The sequence below is a fragment of the Paraburkholderia bengalensis genome (assembly GCF_037126505.1).
In the GTDB taxonomy this organism is placed as follows: domain Bacteria; phylum Pseudomonadota; class Gammaproteobacteria; order Burkholderiales; family Burkholderiaceae; genus Paraburkholderia; species Paraburkholderia bengalensis.
Genome location: NZ_JACFYJ010000050.1, coordinates 1 through 22,422, shown reverse-complemented (window position 1 = coordinate 22,422; position 22,422 = coordinate 1). Strand labels below are relative to the sequence as shown.

General features: G+C 60.9%; 19 protein-coding genes and 5 pseudogenes. 14 read left to right on the top strand and 10 right to left on the bottom strand.

The window, feature by feature from the left end; all coding sequences use genetic code 11:
- Positions 1–283: 283 nt before the first annotated feature.
- Entirely contained in the window at positions 284–1,453 is a 1,170-nt protein-coding gene (locus H3V53_RS25620; RefSeq protein ID WP_419539574.1) for a porin, read from the top strand.
- Between the two features lie 832 nt (positions 1,454–2,285).
- Here the strand turns inward: H3V53_RS25620 and H3V53_RS25615 are convergent.
- Positions 2,286–2,885 carry a TetR/AcrR family transcriptional regulator gene (locus H3V53_RS25615; RefSeq protein WP_336600338.1) on the bottom strand — a complete coding sequence of 200 codons (600 nt, stop codon included), beginning with the start codon at positions 2,883–2,885 and terminating at the stop codon, positions 2,286–2,288.
- 153 nt (positions 2,886–3,038) lie between these two features.
- Between H3V53_RS25615 and H3V53_RS25610 the strand changes: the two genes are divergently transcribed.
- The 7 genes and pseudogenes from H3V53_RS25610 (at position 3,039) to H3V53_RS25580 (ending at position 8,870) form a co-directional block, all read left to right on the top strand.
- Entirely contained in the window at positions 3,039–3,692 is a 654-nt protein-coding gene (locus H3V53_RS25610) for a peroxiredoxin-like family protein (RefSeq protein ID WP_336600337.1), read from the top strand.
- 3 nt (positions 3,693–3,695) lie between these two features.
- Complete coding sequence (locus tag H3V53_RS25605; protein ID WP_336600336.1) at positions 3,696–4,679, top strand: DMT family transporter; 984 nt, start codon at positions 3,696–3,698, stop codon at positions 4,677–4,679.
- Between the two features lie 10 nt (positions 4,680–4,689).
- Complete coding sequence (locus tag H3V53_RS25600; RefSeq protein WP_336600335.1) at positions 4,690–5,394, top strand: glutathione S-transferase family protein; 705 nt, start codon at positions 4,690–4,692, stop codon at positions 5,392–5,394.
- Between the two features lie 29 nt (positions 5,395–5,423).
- A complete protein-coding gene (yghU, locus tag H3V53_RS25595) occupies positions 5,424–6,302 on the top strand; it encodes a glutathione-dependent disulfide-bond oxidoreductase (protein ID WP_336600334.1) in 879 nt (292 codons plus the stop codon).
- Positions 6,303–6,324: 22 nt separating this feature from the next.
- Positions 6,325–6,577 (top strand): annotated as a pseudogene (locus H3V53_RS25590) (LysR family transcriptional regulator); the annotation flags it as partial.
- A gap of 596 nt (positions 6,578–7,173) precedes the next feature.
- Positions 7,174–7,647 carry a RidA family protein gene (locus H3V53_RS25585; protein WP_336600333.1) on the top strand — a complete coding sequence of 158 codons (474 nt, stop codon included), beginning with the start codon at positions 7,174–7,176 and terminating at the stop codon, positions 7,645–7,647.
- 26 nt (positions 7,648–7,673) lie between these two features.
- Positions 7,674–8,870 carry an aminotransferase class V-fold PLP-dependent enzyme gene (locus H3V53_RS25580; protein ID WP_336600332.1) on the top strand — a complete coding sequence of 399 codons (1,197 nt, stop codon included), beginning with the start codon at positions 7,674–7,676 and terminating at the stop codon, positions 8,868–8,870.
- Between the two features lie 861 nt (positions 8,871–9,731).
- Here H3V53_RS25580 and H3V53_RS43735 read toward each other — a convergent pair.
- The 9 genes and pseudogenes from H3V53_RS43735 to H3V53_RS25540 all read right to left on the bottom strand — a co-directional run.
- Positions 9,732–9,876, bottom strand: a pseudogene (locus H3V53_RS43735) (IS3 family transposase); the annotation flags it as partial.
- 74 nt (positions 9,877–9,950) lie between these two features.
- Positions 9,951–10,101, bottom strand: a pseudogene (locus H3V53_RS43730) (IS3 family transposase); the annotation flags it as partial.
- A gap of 83 nt (positions 10,102–10,184) precedes the next feature.
- Positions 10,185–10,502, bottom strand: coding sequence for a hypothetical protein (locus H3V53_RS25575; RefSeq protein ID WP_336600331.1), 318 nt, complete (start codon positions 10,500–10,502; stop codon positions 10,185–10,187).
- A 712-nt stretch (positions 10,503–11,214) separates the two neighbouring features.
- The gene (locus H3V53_RS25570; RefSeq protein ID WP_054923536.1) at positions 11,215–11,403 is read right to left on the bottom strand and encodes a ribbon-helix-helix protein, CopG family; all 189 of its coding nucleotides are present in this window, start codon (positions 11,401–11,403) and stop codon (positions 11,215–11,217) included.
- Positions 11,404–11,431: 28 nt separating this feature from the next.
- Complete coding sequence (locus H3V53_RS43725) at positions 11,432–11,776, bottom strand: hypothetical protein (protein ID WP_419539573.1); 345 nt, start codon at positions 11,774–11,776, stop codon at positions 11,432–11,434.
- Positions 11,777–11,851: 75 nt separating this feature from the next.
- A pseudogene (locus H3V53_RS43720) lies at positions 11,852–12,644 on the bottom strand (fused MFS/spermidine synthase).
- Positions 12,641–12,937: an HPr family phosphocarrier protein gene (locus tag H3V53_RS25550; protein WP_336600371.1), complete on the bottom strand. Its 297-nt coding sequence runs from the start codon at positions 12,935–12,937 to the stop codon at positions 12,641–12,643. The pseudogene H3V53_RS43720 and the gene H3V53_RS25550 overlap by 4 nt, the downstream one beginning before the upstream one ends.
- Before the next feature lie 76 nt (positions 12,938–13,013).
- Positions 13,014–13,400 (bottom strand): hypothetical protein, encoded by a 387-nt coding sequence (locus H3V53_RS25545; protein WP_054923538.1) that lies wholly within the window; start codon positions 13,398–13,400, stop codon positions 13,014–13,016.
- A gap of 257 nt (positions 13,401–13,657) precedes the next feature.
- Positions 13,658–14,392: pseudogene (locus H3V53_RS25540) on the bottom strand (YoaK family protein).
- Positions 14,393–14,840: 448 nt separating this feature from the next.
- Here H3V53_RS25540 and hyfB point away from each other — a divergent pair.
- Genes hyfB through H3V53_RS25510 form a run of 6 tightly spaced genes read left to right on the top strand, consistent with a single transcriptional unit; the run spans position 14,841 to position 22,020 of the window.
- The gene (gene hyfB, locus H3V53_RS25535) at positions 14,841–16,859 is read left to right on the top strand and encodes a hydrogenase 4 subunit B (protein WP_336600328.1); all 2,019 of its coding nucleotides are present in this window, start codon (positions 14,841–14,843) and stop codon (positions 16,857–16,859) included.
- Complete coding sequence (locus tag H3V53_RS25530; RefSeq protein WP_336600327.1) at positions 16,856–17,806, top strand: respiratory chain complex I subunit 1 family protein; 951 nt, start codon at positions 16,856–16,858, stop codon at positions 17,804–17,806. The genes hyfB and H3V53_RS25530 overlap by 4 nt, the downstream gene beginning before the upstream one ends.
- Positions 17,806–18,474, top strand: coding sequence for a hypothetical protein (locus H3V53_RS25525; protein ID WP_054923541.1), 669 nt, complete (start codon positions 17,806–17,808; stop codon positions 18,472–18,474). Before H3V53_RS25530 ends, H3V53_RS25525 begins: the two co-directional genes overlap by 1 nt.
- A complete protein-coding gene (locus H3V53_RS25520) occupies positions 18,467–19,927 on the top strand; it encodes a hydrogenase 4 subunit F (protein WP_054923542.1) in 1,461 nt (486 codons plus the stop codon). The genes H3V53_RS25525 and H3V53_RS25520 overlap by 8 nt, the downstream gene beginning before the upstream one ends.
- A 3-nt stretch (positions 19,928–19,930) precedes the next feature.
- Positions 19,931–21,490, top strand: a complete 1,560-nt coding sequence (locus tag H3V53_RS25515; RefSeq protein WP_336600326.1) for a hydrogenase large subunit — start codon at positions 19,931–19,933, stop codon at positions 21,488–21,490.
- Entirely contained in the window at positions 21,490–22,020 is a 531-nt protein-coding gene (locus H3V53_RS25510) for an NADH-quinone oxidoreductase subunit B family protein (protein WP_336600325.1), read from the top strand. Before H3V53_RS25515 ends, H3V53_RS25510 begins: the two co-directional genes overlap by 1 nt.
- Positions 22,021–22,422 lie beyond the last annotated feature (402 nt).

Below are 22,422 nucleotides of genomic sequence, written 5' to 3'. Positions count from 1 at the left end.
GTTCGCGACGCCGATACTCGAATGGTGAGCTAACGCTCGCTTGTTCAGCGCCGCGAATCTCTTGATGCCCTTGTAACTTTCCCGCGGCGTCCCCCGATTTATCTCCTGACACTTCCGCCCAACCGCCAACGTCACGCCGTAGAGACTGTGGAAAAGGACAACATCGGTGTTCAATGCGGGTCCTCTCGGGACGCAGGATGCGCCGGTACGCGTTCTATCACTGTCGCGACGGGATCGCGGCGCGAACGCAAACCAAAGTAGATAACTTGAGGAGAACGAATCCGTGAAACGAATGCTCATCGTCTGTGCTGCCGCGATGCCTGTCGCGACTGTGGCTCACGCGCAGGGAAGCGTGACGCTATATGGCCTCATCGACGAAGGTTTTGAGACTATCAGCAACGCAACAACCACTGCCGGCGCGCTCGGCGGCCGGCAGTTCCGGCTGGATGCGACCAATGGTCTCAATAGTTCTCGGTGGGGTCTGAAAGGACGGGAAGAGCTCGGAGGCGCACTGACGGCGCTGTTTCAGCTCGAGAATGGATTTGAGTTGAACAATGGCCGCCTTGGACAGGGTGGCGCGCTGTTCGGCCGGCAGGCGTTCGTCGGCATTGAAAGCAAGCAGTTGGGTACGCTCACGCTCGGCCGCCAGTATGACAGTATCGTCGATTACGTCGGGAAGCTGGAATTTGGCGACTCGAATGTCGGCACTGGTCATAGCGCACATCCGGCGGACCTCGACAACTTCAACAACAGCCGCCGAACCAACAACGCCGTCAAGTACACCAGCAACGACTACGGTGGACTTACATTTGGGGGTATCTACAGCTTGGGTGGCGTTGCGGGTTCCGTCGCGCGCAATCAGGTCTTTTCGCTCGGCAGCGGCTACCACGGTGGTCCGGTGACATTGGGCATTGCCTACCTGCAAGCGCGTAATCCGGCGACATCACTGTTCGGCAGCAACCCGAACGAAACGCCCACCTCTAATGGCTTGACCGGGACGCCGGTGTTGAGCGGCTATGCGGGTGCAAGCGCATACAACGTGATCGGTGCCGGCGCGCTCTACGCGTTGGGCGACGCGGTACTCGGCGCGAACTACTCGAATGTTCGCTTCTCAAACATCCCCGCACTCGGAAACTCCTCGGCCATTTTCAACGACTTCGAAGTCAACCTGCAGTATCACGTGACCCCGAGACTTCTGACCGGTATTGCATATAATTACCTGCACAGCAGCCATGTTTCGGCTACGGTCGGGGGCGCGAATTACAGCCAATTCAGTGCAGGCATGAACTATACGTTGTCACGGCGCACCGACGTTTACGCCGCTCTCCAGTATCAGACGGCCAATGGCCACGACTCGACGGGAGCCAGCGCGGTAGCCAGCATCGCCGGCGTGTCACCATCGTTGAACCGCCAGCAGACAGTTGGACGCGTCGGCCTTCGTCATCGGTTCTGAAGCCGGATCGTGGGATCTACGGGGGGCGCGTCGCACCTTAAAGCGGCGTTTTCCCGGCGATGCCGCAAGTCGGGGCATCGCCGGATTTTTTTAGTTGAAGTTCCTGCATTCGCGAATGCCCGCCAGGACTTAATGGACGCGCAACATCTTTTCGATGACGAGATCTCCGACGGACATCAATGGGAGATCCCACACGCAAAAATGAAGTCGGCAGGGCATCCTGTTGCCAGGAGCAAAGTGATTTCAGGGCGACGGCAGTTTAGCAATCCTGACGATATCACGAATCACAACTGTTGACGTCACCGCCTTGATGGCGCGCCTGCACCGGATATTCAGCATAGCGGGCACCTGCGGGCGGCGAACGCCCCGTCAGGGTCGGTCCAGACTCGGACTGTTGGGCCTCCGCTGTCGCGCTGTGCCGAGAGCGAACCTCGGGTCGCCTCGACAAACTTGCGGCATCGCCCGTAGAGGGGATCTCGTTGAAAAAAGACCGTCGAGCCGCAAGACAATACCTCGCATGGAACTGGTGAGTGCGAGGGGACGGAGGAATGCCCCGGAGTTACAGGCGCAATGCGCCGTCGGACCGGTAGCAGCAGGTAACAGGAGGAACGCTGCTTCCAGAATGCCTGGACGACTTCGTTCTCAGACGCCAGCGTGGAAGATCGGACCTCTCCGTTTCATGCCTTGGTGACCACGTCCGTGGCCGGTGGTCGGTCAGCGACTCGCTGACCGTCGCCGGAAGGGTCCGTAGAGGTTCCAAGTGACCCGCTCGAGAGTCGATGGATTGCCTGGCCGAAGTACCTGCCTGAAAGCATTAATCTTTCAGGGCACGTCAGTTCGGCCCGTCCTCGGGCGGTACAAGCTGGGCGAGCGCTGGCGCAATCACCCCTTCAAGCAGCGCTTTTTCCGGACGAACGCGAGCCAGGACGCGAACGCCCATCAGAACGCCAAGCAGGTGCCGGGCGAGGACTGCGGCCGGCTGTGATTGCGTAATGGTCCCGTCGGCCTGACCTGTTCTGATGCATCCGAGAAAAAAGCCTTCGATACGGGTAAGAACGCCGGCGATGATCTTCTGGAACTCAGCATCGTGCGGTGCCATCTCCAGGGCCGAGTTCACGAGCATGCAACCCTTATGCTGGCGATCGTTCAACGAGCGGCGCAGGATCTCGTCGAAGAACGAGTGGATCGCCTCAAGGGGAGGGAGCGCTTCGCACCGCCGTATGCGGTTGCCTATGCTTTCGCTTACGTAGCGATCGAGCGCAGCCCGGAACAGGCCGCGCTTGTCTCCATACGCGTTGTAAAGGCTTGCGGCGGTGAGACCTGTTTTCCCGGTGAGATCTTTCACCGACGTCGCCTCGTAGCCGAACCTCCAGAAGCACTGGACCGTTGCGTCGAGCACTGTCTGTTCGTCAAATTCCCTTGGTCTCGCCATCTCTGTCACCTGGATCCATCATGGCGCAGCTAGCTTGCCAACTTCGCTGCGATGAGCGATTATAGAATGTGCGTTCTAAAACGAAAAGGGCGCGACCTGATATGCCTTGGGTGCATCGTGCCCCGTGGAGGCATCGCGTGGAGGAGAAGAGTCATGGGACTGCAGGAGCAACTGGACAGCTTCAGGGCGGAGTTTGCGCGCACTGCGCCATCCGGGCGCGTCGCGCTCTACGAGGCCAGAATCGACGAACTGCGTGCCAGTTTCGGACTGGAGAGGGCGGTCGGAACTGGCGACGAAGCGCCGGACTTTTCGCTACCGGACGTACATGGCAATCCGATCTCGCTTTCCGGTCTGTTGCGGCACGGCCCCGTCGTGGTTACGTTCTATCGCGGCGGATGGTGTCCCTACTGCAATATCCAGTTGCGGGCGTATCAGGCGATCCTTCCTGAGTTGGCCGCGCTAGGCGCCCGGCTGGTCGCGATCTCGCCGCAGCTGCACGACGGTTCGCTGACGACTGCGCAGACTAATGCACTGACCTTCGATGTCCTGAGCGATGCAGGGAATTCCGTCGCGCGCCGCTTCGGGCTTGTTTATGCACTGCCCGAGGACCTGCGTGAGGCACTGCGCTCGAACAACAAGGCGTTGCCTGTGCTCAATGGCGACGGCAGCTGGGAATTGCCGGTTCCCGCCACCTATGTGATTGCTCCGGATGGGCGCATTGTGCTCGCCGGTATCGAGGTCGATTACTGCAAGCGCCTCGAACCGGATGCGATTCTCGCTGCCCTGAAAGCGCTTTTACCGGCCTGATCGATGGCAAGCGGCAAGGTATCGGGTGCGGCGGCGGCCGTTGACCCTGAGCAGGCGCAGCGAAAAGCCTCACGCATACGACTGTCGGGGTTCGCCTGGGCAGCGCTCACGGTCATGATCTTCTCGGGCTGGTTTGTCGTGACACGGCTCGGTGTCATCCGCGAGCTTCGCATCTGGGACATTGCCGCGCTTAGGTTCGGCATCGGCGCCATCCTTCTCGCGCCAACTGTCGTGCGCCGGGGCTCCCGCCTGTCTGCCGCCGCCTGGGGCGAGGGTTTGATATTTGCGGTGTTGTGGGGCGTGCCTTTCGTACTGCTCGTCGCGCTCGGGTTGAAGCTGACTTCGGCGGCTCAGGCCTCGTCTGTCGCACCGACGTTGATGCCCGTCTTCGCCGGCGTGTTGGGTTGGGCTTTCCTGCGTGAGCGGCAGGGAAGGTCACGCTGGATTGGCTATGCGGCGATCATTACAGGGCTCGTTTGCCTGGTGGGTGCCGGTGTAGCAGCCCATGGCAAACCCAATCCTTTTGGCATCTTCGCACTGACGGCCGCTGCCGCGATGTGGGCCATCTACACGCTGCTGTTTCGACGCAGCGGCCTGACACCGGTCGAATCCGCTGCGCTGATCTGTCTCTGGTCGATGGCGCTTTATCTTCCAGTCTATCTGTTCCTCGGCCTCAGCCGGTTCAGCCTCGCCTCCCCGGGCGAGATCGCCATGCAGGGGCTCTATCAAGGCGTGCTGATGAGTGGCGTCGCGCTCATCACCTATAACCGGGCCGTTTCCCTGCTCGGCTCTTCGGCTGCCACTGCTGTCATTGCGCTGCTTCCTGCTGTTGCCTCGGTTCTCGCCATACCCGTTCTCGGCGAAACGCCGTCGCTGGCCGAAGGTTTGTCGATCGTCGTCATCGTTTTCGGTGTACTGCTCGCTTCCAGGCCCCCGCCCGCGCGCATTGCAGCAGTGCGGCGTGCATCAACCCATTCGCAAACCTGAAGGTACCTCCATGATCCGCTTTTACTTCCACCCCACGCCAAATCCGGCCAAGATTGCCCTGTTTCTCGAGGAGACGGGTCTTCCCTACGAGATGGTCCCCATCGATACGAGCAAGGGCGAGCAGCACACGCCGCAATTCCGCGCGATCAACCCCAACGGCAAGGTGCCTGCCATCGTCGATACAGACGGGCCGGGCGGCAAGGAAGCGCGCGTGTTCGACTCCACGGCGATCCTGCTCTATCTGGCGGAGAAGACCGGCAAATTGCAGGGCGCACCGGAGGACAGACCCGAGCTGCTTTCGTGGCTCCTGTTCCTTGCCTCCGGTCTGGGGCCATTTTCGGGCCAGGCAGTGCACTTCCAGTTCGCCGCGCCCGAAGGGCTCGACTATGCGGTGAACCGTTATCGACGCGAGGCCGAGCGCCACTACCAGGTTCTGAACGACCATCTGGAAGGGCGGACGTACATCGTCGGTGAAACGTACACAATCGCGGATATATCGGCATGGGGATGGCTCGACCGCGCTTCGCGTGTGCTCAAGGGGGCCGAGGACCCGCTGGGGTCGTTTCCCAACCTCAAGCGGTTGTTCGAAACAGTCGATGCACGCCCAGCGGCGGCCCGCGCCAGAGCAGTCGGCAAGGACCACGAGTTCAAGAAGGTCAACGACGAAGAGACTCGTCGCGCGCTCTTCCCGTCCAATTATCCGCTGGTTGCCTGAGCTGGCACTGAGCCGTTACGGAGAACTGCATGGCTGATTCAATCGACTATATTCCCCCGAAGGTCTGGACCTGGAACAAACCCAGCGGCGGCACCTTTGCGAACATCAACCGACCGGTCGCCGGGCCGACACATGAAAAGGTGCTGCCTGTCGGGCGTCATCCGCTGCAGCTTTATTCGCTGGGCACCCCCAATGGCGTAAAGGTCACGATCCTGCTGGAGGAACTGCTCGCAGCCGGCTATTCGGGGGCCGAGTATGACGCCTGGCTGATCAGGATCGGCGAGGGTGAGCAGTTCGGCAGCGGCTTCGTGGGCATCAATCCGAACTCGAAGATCCCCGCGCTGCTGGATCGCAGCGGGCCGAAGTCTGTACGCGTGTTCGAGTCGGGCTCGATCCTGCTGTACCTGGCCGAAAAGTTTGGGGCGTTCCTTCCGAAGGATGTGGCGGCACGCACCGAAACGCTCAACTGGCTGTTCTGGCAGATGGGCAGCGCGCCGTACCTGGGCGGCGGCTTCGGCCACTTCTACGCCTATGCGCCAACGAAGATCGAGTATGCGATCGACCGTTTCGCGATGGAGGTGAAGCGCCAGCTCGATGTGCTCGACCGGCAGCTCGCCGACAGTGAATATCTCGCCGGTGACGATTACACCATCGCCGATATGGCGGTGTTCCCCTGGTACGGTGGCCTTGTCAAAGGCTGGCAATACGGTGCCGCGGAATTCCTGTCCGTGCAGGACTACACGAACGTTCAACGCTGGGCCGACATGCTTCTCGCGCGGCCGGCAGTAAGACGTGGCCGCATGGTCAACCGGACGAGCGGTGACCCTTCCGGGCAGCTTCGGGAGCGTCACAATGCAAGCGATTTTGATACGGCGACACAGGACAAGCTGGAGGCAGCGCGATCATGAAGATATAGGGCAAACGTGGGAGATGTTCGTCACCGTCGTCGAGGCGGGCTCGTTTTCCGCGGCCGCGCGCCGCCTGAAGCCCGGACAACCGGCCGTCTCGAAGTCGATTGCGCAGTTCGACGAGCATCTGAACGCACGGTTGGCGCTCCATTCGATGCGCGGGCTTGCGCAAATCGATGCGCGGCTCTGTTCTACGAACACACGCGTCGTGTTATCGACGAAGCGGATCGAGCAGAGAGGCCGTGCGTGAATCGGTCGATAGCCTGACAGGTCGTCCGCTCCGTGGAAGTGGGTACGATTAGGGTATGTGACGGTTCGTCTCTTTCCGGGCAGTAGTTGTAGTCGGCTGCCTTCCGCCTACGGTGACGTGGCAGTTCCGCCAGTCATTGACCGGCGGCAGGCGGATGCGCCGCAATCACATGCGTACCGCGCCCGAACCTCATCGGTGATGGCCGAAAACAAGCGTGTATCCGGGATCTGAGCGCTGACGCGTGGCCGCGGCGTCGCCAACTGGTGACTTCTCCCTTGTACCCGCGTGATCGCGACGACAAGTTGCATTGGCCGGACAGGGTATTGCCATGGGGCGCTACAACCTGATCAGGCCACAGTTAGCGAGCGGGGATTGGTTCAGGCGCTACCCGATGCGGTACTGGACGAGCCCCGAATTGGCTGGTGGCTCGTTACGCGGAGGGCTAGCATGAGCGAGGCGGCCTCGGCGTTCTGTGCCTGGCTCACGGAAGTCACCCATGAGAGTGTGCTTACCTGAACGTATTAGTTTCGTTCACGGGTGGCGCGCGAAAATTCATTGGTCACGTGATGGCTGGGTCAATAGTATGGAGGCTTCTCCGATCTTGAACAGATGCCCCCTACCATGACCATAGCAATTTCCGCTCGCGTTGCCGAACTTGGACTCACACTCGAGCCCGCCGCCGCTCCTGCTGCCAACTACGTGTCGCACGTGCAGGATGGCAATCTCCTCCATATTTCCGGCCAAATATCGCGCAAGGGTGGGCAGCCGGCCTACCTCGGGCGCCTCGGCGACAACCTCACGGAGGAAGAAGGAATCGAGGCTGCGCGACTGTCGGCGCTGGGCGTTCTTTCGCAGATCGCGGCGGCCACAGGGTACCGTCGAGATCGCGTAGCTCGGGTCGTTCGTCTGGCTGCGTTCGTCGCCAGTATCCGTGACTTCAGCCACCAGAGTACTGTTGCCAGCGGCGCGTCCGACGTCATGGTTCGGGTCTTCGGCGATGCCGGCCGGCATGCGCGCAGTGCGGTCGGCGTCGCGTCGTTGCCCTCCGGTGCGGCCGTCGAAGTGGAAGCCATCATCTCGCTGACACAAGCGTAAATCCAACTCCCTTCATTAGGACAACCATGTCGTCTTCTCTCTCGCTTACTGCCGTGGAAGCGCTACGCGCCCGCACGCCGGGCGCACAAAGCACCACACATTTCAATCATGCCGGCGCCTCGCTGCCGTCTTCGGCCACGCTGGAGGCAATCCACACGCAACTATGGCGCGAAGCCACGATTGGGCCAATGGAGGCCGGCGTAGCAGGACGAGAACAGACCGAACGCGCGCGGATACTCGCCGCACAACTGCTGAACGCAAAGGTGACCGAGATTGCCTTGACCACCGGCAATTCGCCCGGATGGGGTGCCGCATTTGCCGCATTGGGCTCCTGGCGATCAGGCGAGCGCATCCTGGTCGGGCGTCACGAATGGGGCGGCAATCTGGCTGCCATGCGCCTGGCGGCGCAGCGCGCGGGGGCGACGATAGAAGAAATTCCGTCCGATTCTTGCGGCACAGTGGATCCCCACGCGCTGGAGGCGATGCTCGATGACCGGGTACGCCTGATTGCACTAACCTGGTTGCCGGCGAACGGCGGGCTTATCAATCCGGCCGCGGCGATCGGTCGGGTCGCGCGCCGTCACGGGATCCCATACTTCATCGACGCCGCGCAGGCAGTGGGGCAACTTCCTATCGATGTAGTCGAGGTGGGCTGCGATGTTCTGAGCGGTGCGGGTCGTAAGGCACTACGTGGTCCAAGAGGCACGGGCCTGTTGTATGTCAGACAGGATTTTCTATCCCGCTTGGCGCCCGCATTCGTCGACACGCGCTCTGCGCCGCTGGATGCGAACGGCGAACCCGTTTTGCGAAATGACGCTGTGCGGTTCGAATCGTCGGAAGCGTCGCTGGCGCTGCACTGCGGACTCGCCAATGCGTTGCAGGAAGCCCTGGAGATCGGGATCGACACTATCCGCGCGCGGATCGACGGCATCGCACAGACGTTGCGTACGCAACTGGCGGCTATTCCGGGTGTGACGGTGCTGGATCAAGGCGTCGAACGGTCCGGTCTGGTGGCATTCAACTTGACGGGGTTAGACGCCGTATCGGTGCAGCGCAGTCTTGCGGCTCAAGGTATTACGATCGGTAGCAATGGCGTCGGCTATACGCCGCTGGATATGGAATTCAGGGGACTTAAGCAGATCGCGCGCGCGTCGGTCAGCTACCTGACCACTGAGTCGGAGATCAGCAAATTGCTGGATGGAATACGAGTACTGGCGCACTAGCGATCAAGCGGCGCCTGAGCGGGCAAAGGCTGTCAGTGTAGCCTGCTAACTTGAACGGCCGTTTTCGGTGAATCTGAAGGGCCGTAAAGGTCGTAAGAACGCCTTCGATTGGGTAAGTTTGGGGTTTGGCCGCGGCGGAGATGCTAATGTCGAGCGAATCAGATTTGACACCTGCTGTACCTGAATGTCGGGTCGACGACCAAGTGTCTGCCTGATTGGCCCCTTCACGGAGGAGATCGGCGGACAGAAGGGTGCATTCGCCCGCGCATGACATAGAAGTCGCAGTTGACGATGGCACAGGAATGTTGCCGTTGTCTGTGTGTGGCGGGTTCGCGGACATTCCATACGGGCAAATCGAGAACGGACAGGTTCAACGGATCTTGGTTGAAGACCTTCGGCGAATCCTCCGCGTGCGTGTTCCGGGCAGTTTGCCGGGCGAACCTGAAAAGAGCGTTGTGGCTGGATACTTACCGAGATTGGGACGGTAGCCTTTTCCGGGACGCAACCAGCGAGGAAATCATTGCGATATGTCGAGCGTAATGTGACTCGAACGATCGCTATCGAAATCCGTGGACGTCCCTTGTGGGTCGACAAGACTTATTCGCCGTTCCGGTGGGCGGCCCGTTCCCTTCTGCCATTGGCGCAAGCAGCAATGGTCTCGAAGTGCTGCGTCTTTGATACTGCTTTAGCCGAGCTGGTGCTGAGTCTCCCCGTTGCGGTCCGTGGAGCGACGGTAAGTACCAGTGGTGTTTTTCGGTATCGTCGGTGTATGGGCTAGCTGCATCCTCTTCCAGAAAAGGATGTAGCCGTCGGATTGGCAATCGATTGGGGTTATCAATTCCTTGAACGTCGCGCCGCCAACAAGTCCGCTACGACGTTCTGATGTGTATTCGAATGGACCCGTTCGCTCTAGGCTGTTGAAGAAACGCTCTGTCGGAGCATTCCCAACAATTCCTTTGCGGCTCATTGAGCATGGCATGCCATATCCGTCCAGCTTTGCCTGGAAGGTCAGACGCCGGCCCGAGCCCGGTGCGCAGCATCACTCGGACGGGGGCAATCACGGCGAGAGTTCCGCGCCCTCGGCGTGAAGTTGCGCGCCATCAGATTCTCAGTGACCGGCAGCGTGTGCCTCAAGTCCGTCGAGATTGCGATAACGGCGTCTGTGTAGGACGTGGATACCATAGTCGCGCATTAGACGCTCCACCCGCCCCTTGCTGGCCGGAAGGCCCCGAGCCACGAATAGAAATACAACTCAGACCAGTTCCGCACGTCGACGCAACAACACGACCTCATAAGAATCAGTGATCGATTAACTCAAGCATCGCCACATATGTGCTTCGCCGAAACGATTTCTTCGCCTAAAGATGCGAAATATGCTCTCCAAAATCCCACTGCTTCTTCTGCTGACACCTGATCTGGAAGACACTCGATCTCGAAAACGTCACAATCTGAAAGGTGTCCAAACATGCACCATCTCTTCAAGGCCGCGTCTGCTCCATCGCTAATGAGACTGATGATATTCGTGCGACGTTGCTCTATGCTCCCCGCGACATAGTCAATAAACAGGCTGAAATCTGATGGTCGAGAGACCCCAAAAACCTGGTATCGAATCGGATAAGGTGAGCCTTCCATCGTACCCTCCTTCAGTCTCTATCGATCACTAAACATTGATGGTGCAACGAGCGGTATTCTTCTCGCGTGTAGCAAGCCCGTCGGCAGGCATGTGCTCGATCGCCGCAAGGGCCTTCTGCCGTGGTAATTGCTCCATCGAGCACGTGTTTGAACCGTCAGCGTATAGGAAAAAGATTGGCAACTATGTGCGCTGCCGCTTATGGGAGTCACAGATACCGCAGTTTGAGCGCTCAACGTGAGAAATTCGCAAGGGCGCAAACCGTCTGTCCTGCCGTGACGTTGCTGTTCGACACGCGCTTCGCGCCGGAGCCCTGGTGATCTGGCCGCGTAGAAGATTCGACGCGAAGATCGATGGACTGGGGCAGGCCGATCTTGGGGTCGACCTCTGGGCAGTGGTGGTAGGGATTGGATTACGCGGGCAATGGACTATCTAAACCGGCGGCTGCCGGGACTGGCAGCCCTATGGGTGCGTGAATCAATCGCGGCGCGGATTTGAGTGGTGGCGTGAACACGCAGTTTTGAAACGACCCGTTTCATCCGCGCGAAGACGCGACCTGGATACGAGTTGCCGGCGGCGTCACGGCGCTGCGTTCGCCGCATTCCAGCATCTACGCTCAGGCTGGTTACCGGCCGCAGTGGGCAATGCTGACGGTGGAAGAGGTTAGGCGTGCAGGGTGATCCCGGGCTTCGTTAGCGTGTTGGGCAGAAACTGTCATCGCCGTGTACGTGCGCCAATAGTGCTCCGTGTCTTCCAGGTCACGCCATGCTGCTCGAGGTAGTCTCTGATAAGCTGCCGCACAACCTGGGATGGAGTCAGGTCCTGTGCGGCGCAGAGTTTCTCGAACGCTTCTTTTTTTACGGGGTCAATCAGGACTGTCAGTCGGGCGCTTTTCGATTCCATGGTGGCAGCGAAGGTTGAAACATGTTAATCAAATTATAATGGATTGTTCGCTTTCGCTACAGTAATTGATGTCACTGCGCTCAATCGAGAGGCGGGCGCGTGCGTTCCAGGTGGCAGTCCTGGCGACCGCCAGCAGCAACAGGAGCGTAAGATTTGCGTCGCCATGCAGAAAACTGCGTCCTGCCTGGGTGAGCGTCGTGGCCCCCCGACCGTTTTCGGAGACGGCAACAAACCCGGCACGAATCAATTCATGAGTGACGGACCAGCTCAGGGCTGGCGTGCTGCGCCCGTAGCGTGGTTGCGAAAGGCGCTTGAGCGTCCAGATCGCTGCATGGCTCAATTTGACTGGCCGAAGGTCAGTAGGCTCGGTCATGTCTCGTTCTTGTCGTGGCGTGGTTCACGATGGGAGAAGCGGGGGAATTCGATCCGGCTGGGGGAGCGTGTCTGGTCAGGTTTGTGCGCAGGCCGTGCGTTCGTCCCAGTCAATCCTTTTGCCGTATTCGATCCTTATCGCAGTTTCGCGTAGATTCAGAGGGTGCATGACCTCGAGGACGCGCGCTCGTGCAAGCGACTCGTCCAGGGATAGGCATGCGGCCGGCTCCTTCCACGCAAAGGCGATGACATTCTCGGGACTGTCCTCCGCCGGCACCACGACGACTGCATCGTCAAAGACGGCCCTGAGTGAGCGGACGCAGCGACGGAAGCCGGAATCGCTAGCTATCAGATTGGCTACCAGCAAACCGTTATCCGGCAACTGTCGCCGGCAGGCCGTATAGAACGCGCGGCTGCACAGTTGCGGCGGCACACCCTCCGCGCCGAATCCATCGACAAGCAGCACGTCGGGATGCTGGTCAGACGAATCGACGTAATGGGCACCATCCGCGCAGATCACCGTGAACCGCTCGTCGTCGGGGGGGGATCTGGAACTGCGAACGCAGCGCGAGCACGTCGGGATCGATTTCGACAGCCGTGATGATGGCGTCAGGCACATAGCGGTAGCAATACTTCGCCAGCGAGCCGCCGCCCAGGCCGACGATCGAAATGCGGCGCGGATTTGGCTGGGACAACAAAAAGCCCATCATGGTCCGCGTATAGCCCAACGCAAGGGCGTAGGGCTCTTGCGCAAGCATGCAACTCTATACGCCGCTTTCATCGAACTGCAGCGCGACGAAACCGCCCGCCCGTACAATCACAGGTCGCTCGGGTCCTCCATTCTGGCTGGGCCAACCGCTGCGGATCATCGGCCGGTGACTGCAGTGCTGCACTGTGCGCGCGACTGCATATAGGGCACTGCCCCAAGCTCTGAGGCACAGAGTTTGGCCGACAGGGTTTGCAGCGCATCCCGCTCGTCAGGTCCTGCCACAAGGATGTGAACGGCTGTGTCCCGTCGGGCCCGCAGCGACATGACCGACATGGCATCTTTGCCATTGACATGGCGACCATTTGCCGCACAGATGACATCGCTGGCAAACGTGACTGCTGTTGCCGCGAATTCCGCCGCTACGGTCTCATCGACTCCCCATCGGGCCGTCACCCGAATCAAAGCATTACCACAGTGTTTCTCCTTTCCTGCGCGTCGGTTCAATCAGGCCGATACGACCCCCATCGACCTAGTGCAGACGCCGTCCGACAATGTCCGCAAGAAAGCTGCGCAACGCATCGTCCCATGTCTCGCTGTCCAGCATCACGCATGTGGTATCGATGGATCGCATATCGGCGTCGAGATAGACCGCGCGGATAGCTCTCGGCGGTAGTGGTTTTCGAAAGAGCCGGCCGTCACCGTCGAGAAAGAGACATGTCTTTCCGCGATACCGGGCGCCACGGACCGAGATCGCGTCGAACACATGGCGCGCCGATGCCTTCGGATAGACAAAAACGATGTTGATTCCGTGAGCTTCGAGACTGTCGGATATCTCCGCAAACCGGTGAAGCATCTGGAACCCGCGCTCCCCGGCCGTGCCGACGCCGACCACGACCAGGCCGTGCTCGCCCTTCATGTCCCGAACCAGTCGGCATGCGTGGTCGTGCGACAGCAGGGCAGCACCCGGGTCAATCACGTTCTTTCCTTGCAGGTCTTCGGACGCGTTTCGCACGTCTGTTCGTGGCACCGTCTCAAGACTTGCCACAGGCAGGCCGGCGTCAGCGTATTTCGTCGGACAGGAGCGCAAATCAAATGATAATGGCATTATCATACCATGTGTGTGTGAGCAGCATGGATGAGGTGACTCCACGCCCTGTCAGTTCATCGCCGGGGTCATTGCGGCTTGCGCGCGGGCCGCCACGGGCGCTCCCAAAGATCGTCAAGCAATGGACTGATTGCCAGCGCCGTCGACATGCTTGAAGCCCAGGGCGCCCGTCATGCCGCCTACAAAAAACTCGCGAGCATGCCGGAGTCCACCTTGAGTCGCTCCCGGTTGGCGAGAACGGGTTTCGAGGCAGGATCAGCGCTCAACACGTTCCAGTAAAAGAGTTTGCCGAGTTCGATACCGATGTCGGTGACGATGCCCGTCATGTGCGCGGTGCAGATTTCCGCGCCTGACAGCTTGGTGATCATGGCGTTCTGCGGTCCCATGATGAAGCAGAGCAACACGACGGTTGCGGGCACGAACAAGGTTTCCCGCAGAGCCAGATGACTGCAGACCATGCCGAAGCACAGAAGCAGGGCGGCTTCGAGCATGAGTGGGGAAGCATATTGACTATGCAGGCGCTGACGGCCTCCCCAGTTGACGAGCACCGCCGAGCAGGCGGCGCCCAGCAGAAACAAGATCAGCGGGCCAATGCCGGCAAGCACCAGCGCGACATCACCCAGCACCGCCTCGTCCGCGATCGCGGAAAGAATGCCGCTCATATGCGACGTGTACTGCTTCACGGCCAGATAGCCGCCCGCGTTCGCCGCACCTGCCACGAACGCAAGGGAAAACCCGAGACGCCTGTTCGCCTCGGTACGTCGGTCCTTTCCGGTCGATGCTCGAAAGAAGTGCGCGGGTATGCGTACAGACTCCTGCCGTCACACGATGTGTATGTGGCCTTGTGTGGGCGTGAATTCCACCGCGTCGGAATTGCGCGCTGGTCTCGGTTCTGAAAGACGGATTGCCATTGTGCAGGCGTGAAAACACGGCGCCGCCGCGAAGCGAAGGGGGTCGTCGCTGCCGTATGGAATCCTGCGGACAAAGCTGATAGGATGATAACGGCATTATCATAGTCTGATAACTGTATGTTCCTGACGCCGGCTCCGTGTTTCCAGGTTCCGGCCTCGCGAGGAGACATCCTATGCAGCGCGGATTTGCGGCAGACGGACCGCTTCATCAACCGGGCGGTCAGACAGGCCGGCGCTCAGGCGCCGCCTGTCCTGAAGGACGCGCGACGCAAGTTGTTGATCGCATCGCATCCGGTGCGGCAGCGGGCCGAGAATAGGCATACAGCAAAGGCGACGCACGATGGCCTCTCTCACCGTCCTTCCGTTCGTGCTTGCCGTGCTTGCCGTGATCGCCGGTTGGCTCGTCGTCGGGGTGCTGGGGCTCCTCAGCCTACGTCGAACGCGAGTCGTCGCACACGCGCTTTTCCCGGCAGGTGCATTGTTTGGGTTGCTGCTCTGCGCGCTGGGTATTGCCGGCATCGTTTCCCCTCCCCAAGAGGCGATCCTGCCGTTGGGTCTGCCGGGTCTACCGTTCCATGTCAGGCTCGATGCCCTGTCGGCGTATTTCCTGACTGTACTCGGCATGGTTGGCGCGGGCGTCAGTGCCTTTTCCGCCGGCTATTTCCGCAAGGGTGAAGGCACGCCCCCCGGGTTGCTCTGCTTCGAATATCACGTGTGCCTTGCGGGCCTCGCGCTCGTCCTCGTGGCAAACGATGCCTACTCCTTCATGGTCGCCTGGGAAACGATGACGCTGGCGGCAACGTTTCTCGTCATGAGCAACCATCGCATTCCCGAAATCCGGCGAGCCGGCTACCTGTACTTCCTGATTTCGCACGTGGGCGCACTCGCGCTGCTGCTGTGTTTCGGGCTGTTGCAGGCGGGGACGGGCGACTCCACGTTTGCCGGCATGCGGCAACAGCATCTGGACATATTCTGGGCATCCATTGCGTTCGCGCTGGCGCTGTTTGGCTTCGGGGCGAAGGCGGGCATCTTCCCGTTGCACGTCTGGTTGCCCGAGGCGCATCCGGCGGCGCCGTCGCCTGTGTCGGCACTGATGAGCGGCTTTGTCCTGAAGGCAGGGCTTTACGGCATGCTGCGGACGGTGTTCGACCTGCTGCACGTGCAGACCGCATGGTGGGGTGTTGTGATGTTGGCGCTCGGTCTGTTCACCGCACTGTTCGGCGTCGTGTTCAGCGCCATCCAGACCGACATGAAACGGCTGCTCGCCTACTCGTCGGTCGATAACATCGGTCTGATGTTCGTCAGCATGGGGCTCGCGGTCGTGTTCCGGGCGTTCGACATGCCGGCGCTCGCCGCGTTGTCGCTGACGGCGTTGCTCTACCAGATCGCCAGCCATGCCGCGTTCAAGAGCCTGCTGTTCATATCGACGGGCTCTGTCCTGCATGCAACGGGTGAGCGCAATCTCGGCCGCCTCGGTGGCCTGATCCGGTTCATGCCATGGACTGCGTGGGTCGCATTGCTGGGCGCGCTTTCGAGTGCGGGGCTGCCGCCGTTGAGCGGGTTCGTGTCCGAATGGCTGCTGTTGCAGAGTTTCCTGTTCACGCCCGACCTGCCGAACTCATTCCTGAATATGATCGTTCCGCTCGTCGCGGCGCTGATCGCACTCGTTGCCGCACTCGCCGGTTACACGATGGTGAAGTTCTTCGGGATCATCTTCCTTGGGCAGCCGCGCGAGCCAAAGCTGAGCTACGCGCGGGATGCCAGCCCGTGGGAGCGTGTCGGCTTCGTCTGGCTCGCGGCGACGTGCGTGCTGCTCGGCCTGCTGCCTGTGCAGTTCGTTGCCGTGCTCGATCGCGTGACGCAGGCGCTGATCGGCGCGGGCATCGGGCCAGCGGTTGCCCGGAATGGCTGGTTGCTGCTGGCACCCACAAATGCCGGTCGTGCGAGTTACATGCCATTGGTCTTTTTGCTGTTCTTCGTCGGCTGCTGCGCGCTGGCCTGGGTGCTCGTGCGACGGTTCTATCATGGGCGGTTGCGCCGCGCGATTCCGTGGGCTTGCGGCCATCCGTTCGTGAACGCGCGCATGCAGGATACGGCCGAAGGGTTCGGCCAGCCGATTCGCGAGATCTTCGCGCCGCTGCTCAGGATCGAACGGCAACTCCCGACACCCTTCGACGCGCGCCCGACGTATCGCGTCGCCGTGACGGACCGCACGTGGGCGATGCTTTACGAGCCCATCGAGCGCATTGTCAGACGCATCGCGGCGCTGGCAGGCCTGCTCCAGGCGGGCCGCATCGCTGTCTATCTGATGCACAGCTTTCTCGTGCTCATTGTCCTGTTGGTACTGGTCAGACGATGATTAGGCTCTCCGGACTGGCCTCGCAACTGCTCGAAATTCTGCTGGCGCTCGCAGCGGCTCCGCTGCTGACTGGCTGGATCAACATGTGCCGTGCCTGGTTGCAGAACCGTCGCGCGCCATCCATCTGGCTGCCATACCGGATGCTGCACAAGCTGTTCAACAAGGAATCGGTCGTCGCGCATCACGCGAGCCCCGTGTTTCGCGGTGCGCCATACGTGATCTTGGGCTGCATGACACTCGCGTGCGCCATCGTGCCGACGCTCTCGACGGATCTGCCGTTGTCGCCCGCTGCCGATGCCGTTGCGCTGGTCGGGCTGTTCGCGCTGGCGCGCGTGACAATCTCGCTCGCCGCAATGGATATCGGCACGGCATTCGGCACGCTGGGCGCACGTCGCGAGATGCTGGTGGGGTTCCTGGCTGAACCGGCTCTGCTGATGGTGCTCTTTTCCGCGTCGCTGATTACCCACTCGACGCTGCTGACGCATATCGTGAGCGCGTTGAGCCACCAGGAGCTTGCGATCTATCCGAGCCTCGCGTTCGCGGGCATTGCGTTCACGATGGTGTCGCTTGCCGAGAACGCACGATTGCCCGTCGACAATCCGACCACGCATCTCGAACTGACCATGATTCACGAGGCGTTGATCCTTGAGTATTCCGGGCGGCATCTCGCGCTGATGGAGTGGGCGGCGAGTCTCAAGCTGTTCGCCTACTCGTGCATCGGACTGTCCTTGTTCGTGCCGTGGGGCATCGCAGAGGCCGGCAATCCCGTCGCGCTGCTGCTCGCCATACCGCTGCTGTTCGTCAAGCTGCTGGTGGGCGGCGTGGCGCTCGCCGTGGTGGAGACGACGAACGCAAAGATGCGCATCTTCCGGGTGCCGGAGTTTCTCGCCACGGCCTTTCTGCTCGCGGTGATCGGCATGCTTGTCCACTTTCTGCTGGGGGCATGATGCACGGTCTCCACGGTCTTTCGACACAGATCATCAACCTGTTGGCGGCCGTTTTGTTGATGGTGTCGTTTGCGATGCTCAGCCAGCGCCGCATCCTGTCGCTGATTCACCTCTACACGCTACAGGGTATCGCGCTTGTATTGGCCAACCTCGTTCTGGGCTTTGTCACCGATGATGTCCATCTGTACATCTCGGGGTTGCTGACGCTGATACTGAAGGTCGGTGTCATTCCCTGGATTCTGTACCGGCTGGTGCAGCGCCTCAACGTGAAAACCGATGTCGAGACGCTGCTCAACATACCGACAACCCTGCTCATCGGAATCGTGCTCGTCATCGTGGCGTTCAACGTGGCGACGCCGATCAGCCAGCTCGCGACTTCGGTTGCGCGCGGCACGCTCGGCATCGCGCTCGCCTGTGTGCTGCTTTCGTTCATGATGATGATCACGCGGTCCAAGGCGATACCGCAGGTGATCGGCTTTCTTTCGATGGAGAACGGTCTTTTTTTCGCGGCGGCAGGGGCGACCAACGGCATGCCGATGATCGTCGAACTCGGCATCGGGCTCGACGTGCTGGTCGGCATCCTGATTCTCGGCGTCTTCATGTTCCAGATCCGCGAGCAGTTCGACAGCCTGGATATCCACCATCTGGAAAAGCTCAAAGATGACTGAAGCGTGGGTTCTGCTGCTCGTCTTCGGCATTCCGCTCGTCGCGGGCGGATGTCTGGCACTCGTCGGACAGCATCGTCTGGCGCCGGAACTCAATGTGGCGTTCAGCTTCCTGACCTTCATTGCGGCGATTCTGCTGGCCGCGCAAACCGTTGCCCACGGTACCGCCTTCGCACTCGGAAAGCTTTTCTTCGTCGATCCGCTCAACGTCTTCCTCGTTGCACTGACGGCATTCGTCGGCTGGACCACGTCGATTTTCTCGCGACCGTACATGCGCATTGAACAGGGGCGCGGCAAGATGACGGCGGCGCGTATGCGTCTGTATCACAGTATGTATCAGCTGTTCGTGTTCGCGATGCTGCTCGCGCTGCTCACTAATAACGTCGGCATCCTGTGGGTCGCAATGGAAGCCGCGACTCTCGCGACGGTGCTACTGGTGAGCGTCTATCGCACGGCGGCCAGTCTCGAAGCGGCATGGAAATATTTCATCCTGTGCGGGGTCGGCATTGCGCAGGCGCTGTTCGGCACGATCCTGCTCTATCTTGCGGCAAGCCGGCAGCTCACGGGCGGCGACGCGTTGCTCTGGACCAGCCTGAGCGCAGTGAAGGGCGTGCTCGATCCAACCATCATGTCCCTTGCGTTTGTTTTCCTGCTGATCGGTTATGGCACGAAGGTCGGCCTCGTCCCGATGCACAACTGGCTGCCGGACGCGCATGCCGAAGGGCCTACCCCGATTTCCGCCGTGCTCTCCGGCCTGCTGCTCAACGTGGCACTGTACGCGGTATTACGTTGCAAGGTGCTTGCCGACGGGGCCTTGCAGAACGGTCTGCCGGGGCGCCTGCTGGTCGGGTTTGGACTGGTAGCGGTGCTGGTCGCCACCTTTTCGCTGTTGCGCCAGAAAGACGTGAAGCGCCTGTTCTCATACTCGTCGATCGAACACATGGGCTTGATGACGTTTGCTTTCGGACTCGGTGGGCCGACCGCGACATTCGCCGGTCTGCTGCATATGACCGTGCATTCGCTCGTCAAGTCGGCGATCTTCTTCACGGTCGGCCATGCTGCACAGAAGACACACACGCAGATGATCGACGACATTCGCGGGCTGTTGCGCGTGAGCCCGACGGTCGGGTGGGGCATGATGCTGGGGGCGCTGGCCATTCTGGGCATGCCGCCGTTCGGCGTCTTCGCGAGCGAGTTCCTGATTCTGACGACGGCTATTAGCGAACTGCCGTGGGCGACGCCTGTACTCCTCATCGCACTTGCGGTGGCGTTCGCTACCATCTTCGCGCGCGTGCAGCACATGGTATTTGGCGAGACGACGGCAACACCGCTCGAGCACCCGCCGGCGCTCCTACCGGTATTCGTGCATCTGGGCCTCGGTCTCATGCTGGGGATTTACATACCGCCGTATCTTGCTGCGTGGTACCGGCAGGCGGCAGCGATGATTGCGGGGTGACGCGTGCGGATCGACTCACTCGGACTTTCGGACCTCACGCGGCTTTCGGCGTCTGCCTGGCTGACACATACCGACGCCGCAACGTGGGTCCGCATCGCCAGCACAGCACGAGAAGAGGGCGGCCGGCTGATCTCGTTGTGGGGTGCGCAAGCGGGTAGGGAAGCGGCTGCGGGCGCATTCACGATGTCGGCTGCCTATGCGATGCAAGATGGCCTGTTGTGGGTGCAGTTGCCTGTCGCGATGGGCAATGAAGAAGCGGCCGGCTATCCGGACGTGTCGAACATCTTTCCGTGTGCGTCGCGCATGCAGCGTGCCGTCTACGATCTGCTCGGGGTGCGTGCGACGGGCGCGGCGGACGGGCGTCCGTGGCTGAATCACGGTAGCTGGCCAGCCGACTATTATCCGCTTCAGAAACTGTCGTCTGGAACTGAGCGCTTCGAATCCCAGGAAGCGGACTACCCGTTCGTGCAGGTCAAGGGAGACGGTGTGCACGAAATCGCGGTGGGACCGATTCACGCGGGCATTATCGAGCCAGGGCACTTTCGCTTCTCAGTCGTGGGTGAGAAGGTGCTGCGACTCGAAGAGCGGCTCGGGTATACGCATCGGGGTATCGAGCGGCTGTTCGAGCGCACGCCATTGTTGACTGGTTATCGTCTGGCGGGACGGATAGCCGGCGACACGACGGTTGCCTTCTCGTGGGCGTATTGCATGGCCGTCGAACACGCACTGAACATCTTTGTTCCGCCACGCGCGCAGTGGCTGCGCGCCGTGCTGCTCGAGCGCGAGCGCGTCGCCAGTCATCTGGGCGATCTCGGTGCGCTTGGCAACGACGCTGGCTTTGCGTTCGGGCTCGCGCAGTTCGCGCGGATGAAGGAAGACTGGCTGCGTCTGAACGAAGTGATGTTCGGGCATCGCTATCTGATGGATCAGATCGTGCCGGGCGGGGTGGCGCGCGATATCGCTGCGCAGTTCGTCGAGGCGGCCACTGAACAGTGCGAGCGAACCGAAGACGCGGTCCGCGCGATGCAGCGCATTTACGACGAGCAGGCGGGTCTGCAGGATCGCTTTACGGGAACAGGCAAGCTCACGGCGAACGTGGCCACGCATTTCAGCGTGTGCGGCCTGGCGGCGCGGGCGAGCGGTCTGTGCATCGACGTTCGCGTGGATCATCCGTTCGCGCCATATCATGAGGTCCAGCCTCACATGATGAGCGACAGCCGGGGCGACGTGGCTGCCCGCGTCGCTGTGCGGTTCAACGAAGTCTATGAGTCGTTGCGGCTGATTCGCGTGCTCCTCGACGGTCTGCCTGACGGTGCCGTCGTCGCGCCAGTCGAAACCGGGCAGCCTCCATCTCGCGGTGTCGGCTGGGTCGAAGGATGGCGCGGCGATGTGTTCGTGGCCATCGAGACGGGCGAAAACGGGACGATTTCCCGCTGCCATTGCCATGATCCGTCGTGGCAGAACTGGGCGGCGCTCGAGCACGCGATCATCGGCAATATCGTTCCCGATTTCCCGCTGATCAACAAATCGTTCAACCTGAATTACGCGGGACACGACCTGTAATGTGGCAACTTCTCAAACAGATCGCACGGACAGACATTCCGGCCGGGTCCGTCCCGGACACGAACGACGCTTGGAGAACCTCGCATCAGCAGCAGATACAGCGGGAGATTCTCGACGTGCTCGGTCGCGCGTTATGCATCCGCCAGGTCGATGGGGGCTCGTGCAACGGATGCGAACTGGAGATTCACGCGCTGAATAACCCGTACTACAACATCGAAGGGCTCGGTATCAAATTCGTTGCGAGTCCGCGTCATGCGGACATGCTGCTGGTGACGGGTCCGCTCACGCTGAACATGAAGGAAGCAGTGCGTCGGGTATGGGAGGCTACACCCCATCCGAAGCTCGTCGTTGCCGCAGGCGACTGCGCGTGCACGGGCGGCATCTTCAGGGACAGTTATGCCGTGTGTGGACCGCTGTCGAACCTGCTTCCTGTGGACGTCGCCATTCCGGGCTGTCCGCCATCGCCCGTTGATCTGTTAACAGGCATTCTCACGGCGCTCCGATCAAAACCCGACGCGCTCGCGCCGTAATCATTGTGGGAGAGGCATAGTGGACCGGTTGGGAGCAGTCTGCCTGGCAGTGGTGCGCGGAACGTGGCCGCAGCTTGTCACGCTTGCGGGATTTCTGGTGGCAGTCGGCGTGAGGTTTCCGGGCTGGTTTGTCGCTCTCTCGATAGCAGTTGTTGGCGCTGTCGTGTGGCACATTGGCCGCCGCATTGAATCGGGCGGGGCGTCAGCGCGTCATGCTCCTATGCTGGGTGCCGTTCTTGTGGGCAGCGGACTGGCGTCGATCGTCCTAACGCTGAAATGGTGGTGAGGTTGACCCGCGAAAACGTCGAAATGGGCAGACATCGAATGCCATACCCAGCGGACTTCCGGGCCCAGATAGTCGAACTGGTGAAGTCCGGACGTACGCCTGAGGACCTTGCGCGC

Coding starts and splice junctions, on each gene's coding strand:
- H3V53_RS25615 (WP_336600338.1), bottom strand. CDS start 2,885: ATGGCGAGACCAAGGGAATTTGACGAACAGACAGTGCTCGACGCAACG.
- H3V53_RS25610 (WP_336600337.1), top strand. CDS start 3,039: ATGGGACTGCAGGAGCAACTGGACAGCTTCAGGGCGGAGTTTGCGCGC.
- H3V53_RS25605 (WP_336600336.1), top strand. CDS start 3,696: ATGGCAAGCGGCAAGGTATCGGGTGCGGCGGCGGCCGTTGACCCTGAG.
- H3V53_RS25600 (WP_336600335.1), top strand. CDS start 4,690: ATGATCCGCTTTTACTTCCACCCCACGCCAAATCCGGCCAAGATTGCC.
- yghU (WP_336600334.1), top strand. CDS start 5,424: ATGGCTGATTCAATCGACTATATTCCCCCGAAGGTCTGGACCTGGAAC.
- H3V53_RS25585 (WP_336600333.1), top strand. CDS start 7,174: ATGACCATAGCAATTTCCGCTCGCGTTGCCGAACTTGGACTCACACTC.
- H3V53_RS25580 (WP_336600332.1), top strand. CDS start 7,674: ATGTCGTCTTCTCTCTCGCTTACTGCCGTGGAAGCGCTACGCGCCCGC.
- H3V53_RS25575 (WP_336600331.1), bottom strand. CDS start 10,502: ATGGAAGGCTCACCTTATCCGATTCGATACCAGGTTTTTGGGGTCTCT.
- H3V53_RS25570 (WP_054923536.1), bottom strand. CDS start 11,403: ATGGAATCGAAAAGCGCCCGACTGACAGTCCTGATTGACCCCGTAAAA.
- H3V53_RS43725 (WP_419539573.1), bottom strand. CDS start 11,776: ATGACCGAGCCTACTGACCTTCGGCCAGTCAAATTGAGCCATGCAGCG.
- H3V53_RS25545 (WP_054923538.1), bottom strand. CDS start 13,400: ATGAAGGGCGAGCACGGCCTGGTCGTGGTCGGCGTCGGCACGGCCGGG.
- hyfB (WP_336600328.1), top strand. CDS start 14,841: ATGGCCTCTCTCACCGTCCTTCCGTTCGTGCTTGCCGTGCTTGCCGTG.
- H3V53_RS25530 (WP_336600327.1), top strand. CDS start 16,856: ATGATTAGGCTCTCCGGACTGGCCTCGCAACTGCTCGAAATTCTGCTG.
- H3V53_RS25525 (WP_054923541.1), top strand. CDS start 17,806: ATGCACGGTCTCCACGGTCTTTCGACACAGATCATCAACCTGTTGGCG.
- H3V53_RS25520 (WP_054923542.1), top strand. CDS start 18,467: ATGACTGAAGCGTGGGTTCTGCTGCTCGTCTTCGGCATTCCGCTCGTC.
- H3V53_RS25510 (WP_336600325.1), top strand. CDS start 21,490: ATGTGGCAACTTCTCAAACAGATCGCACGGACAGACATTCCGGCCGGG.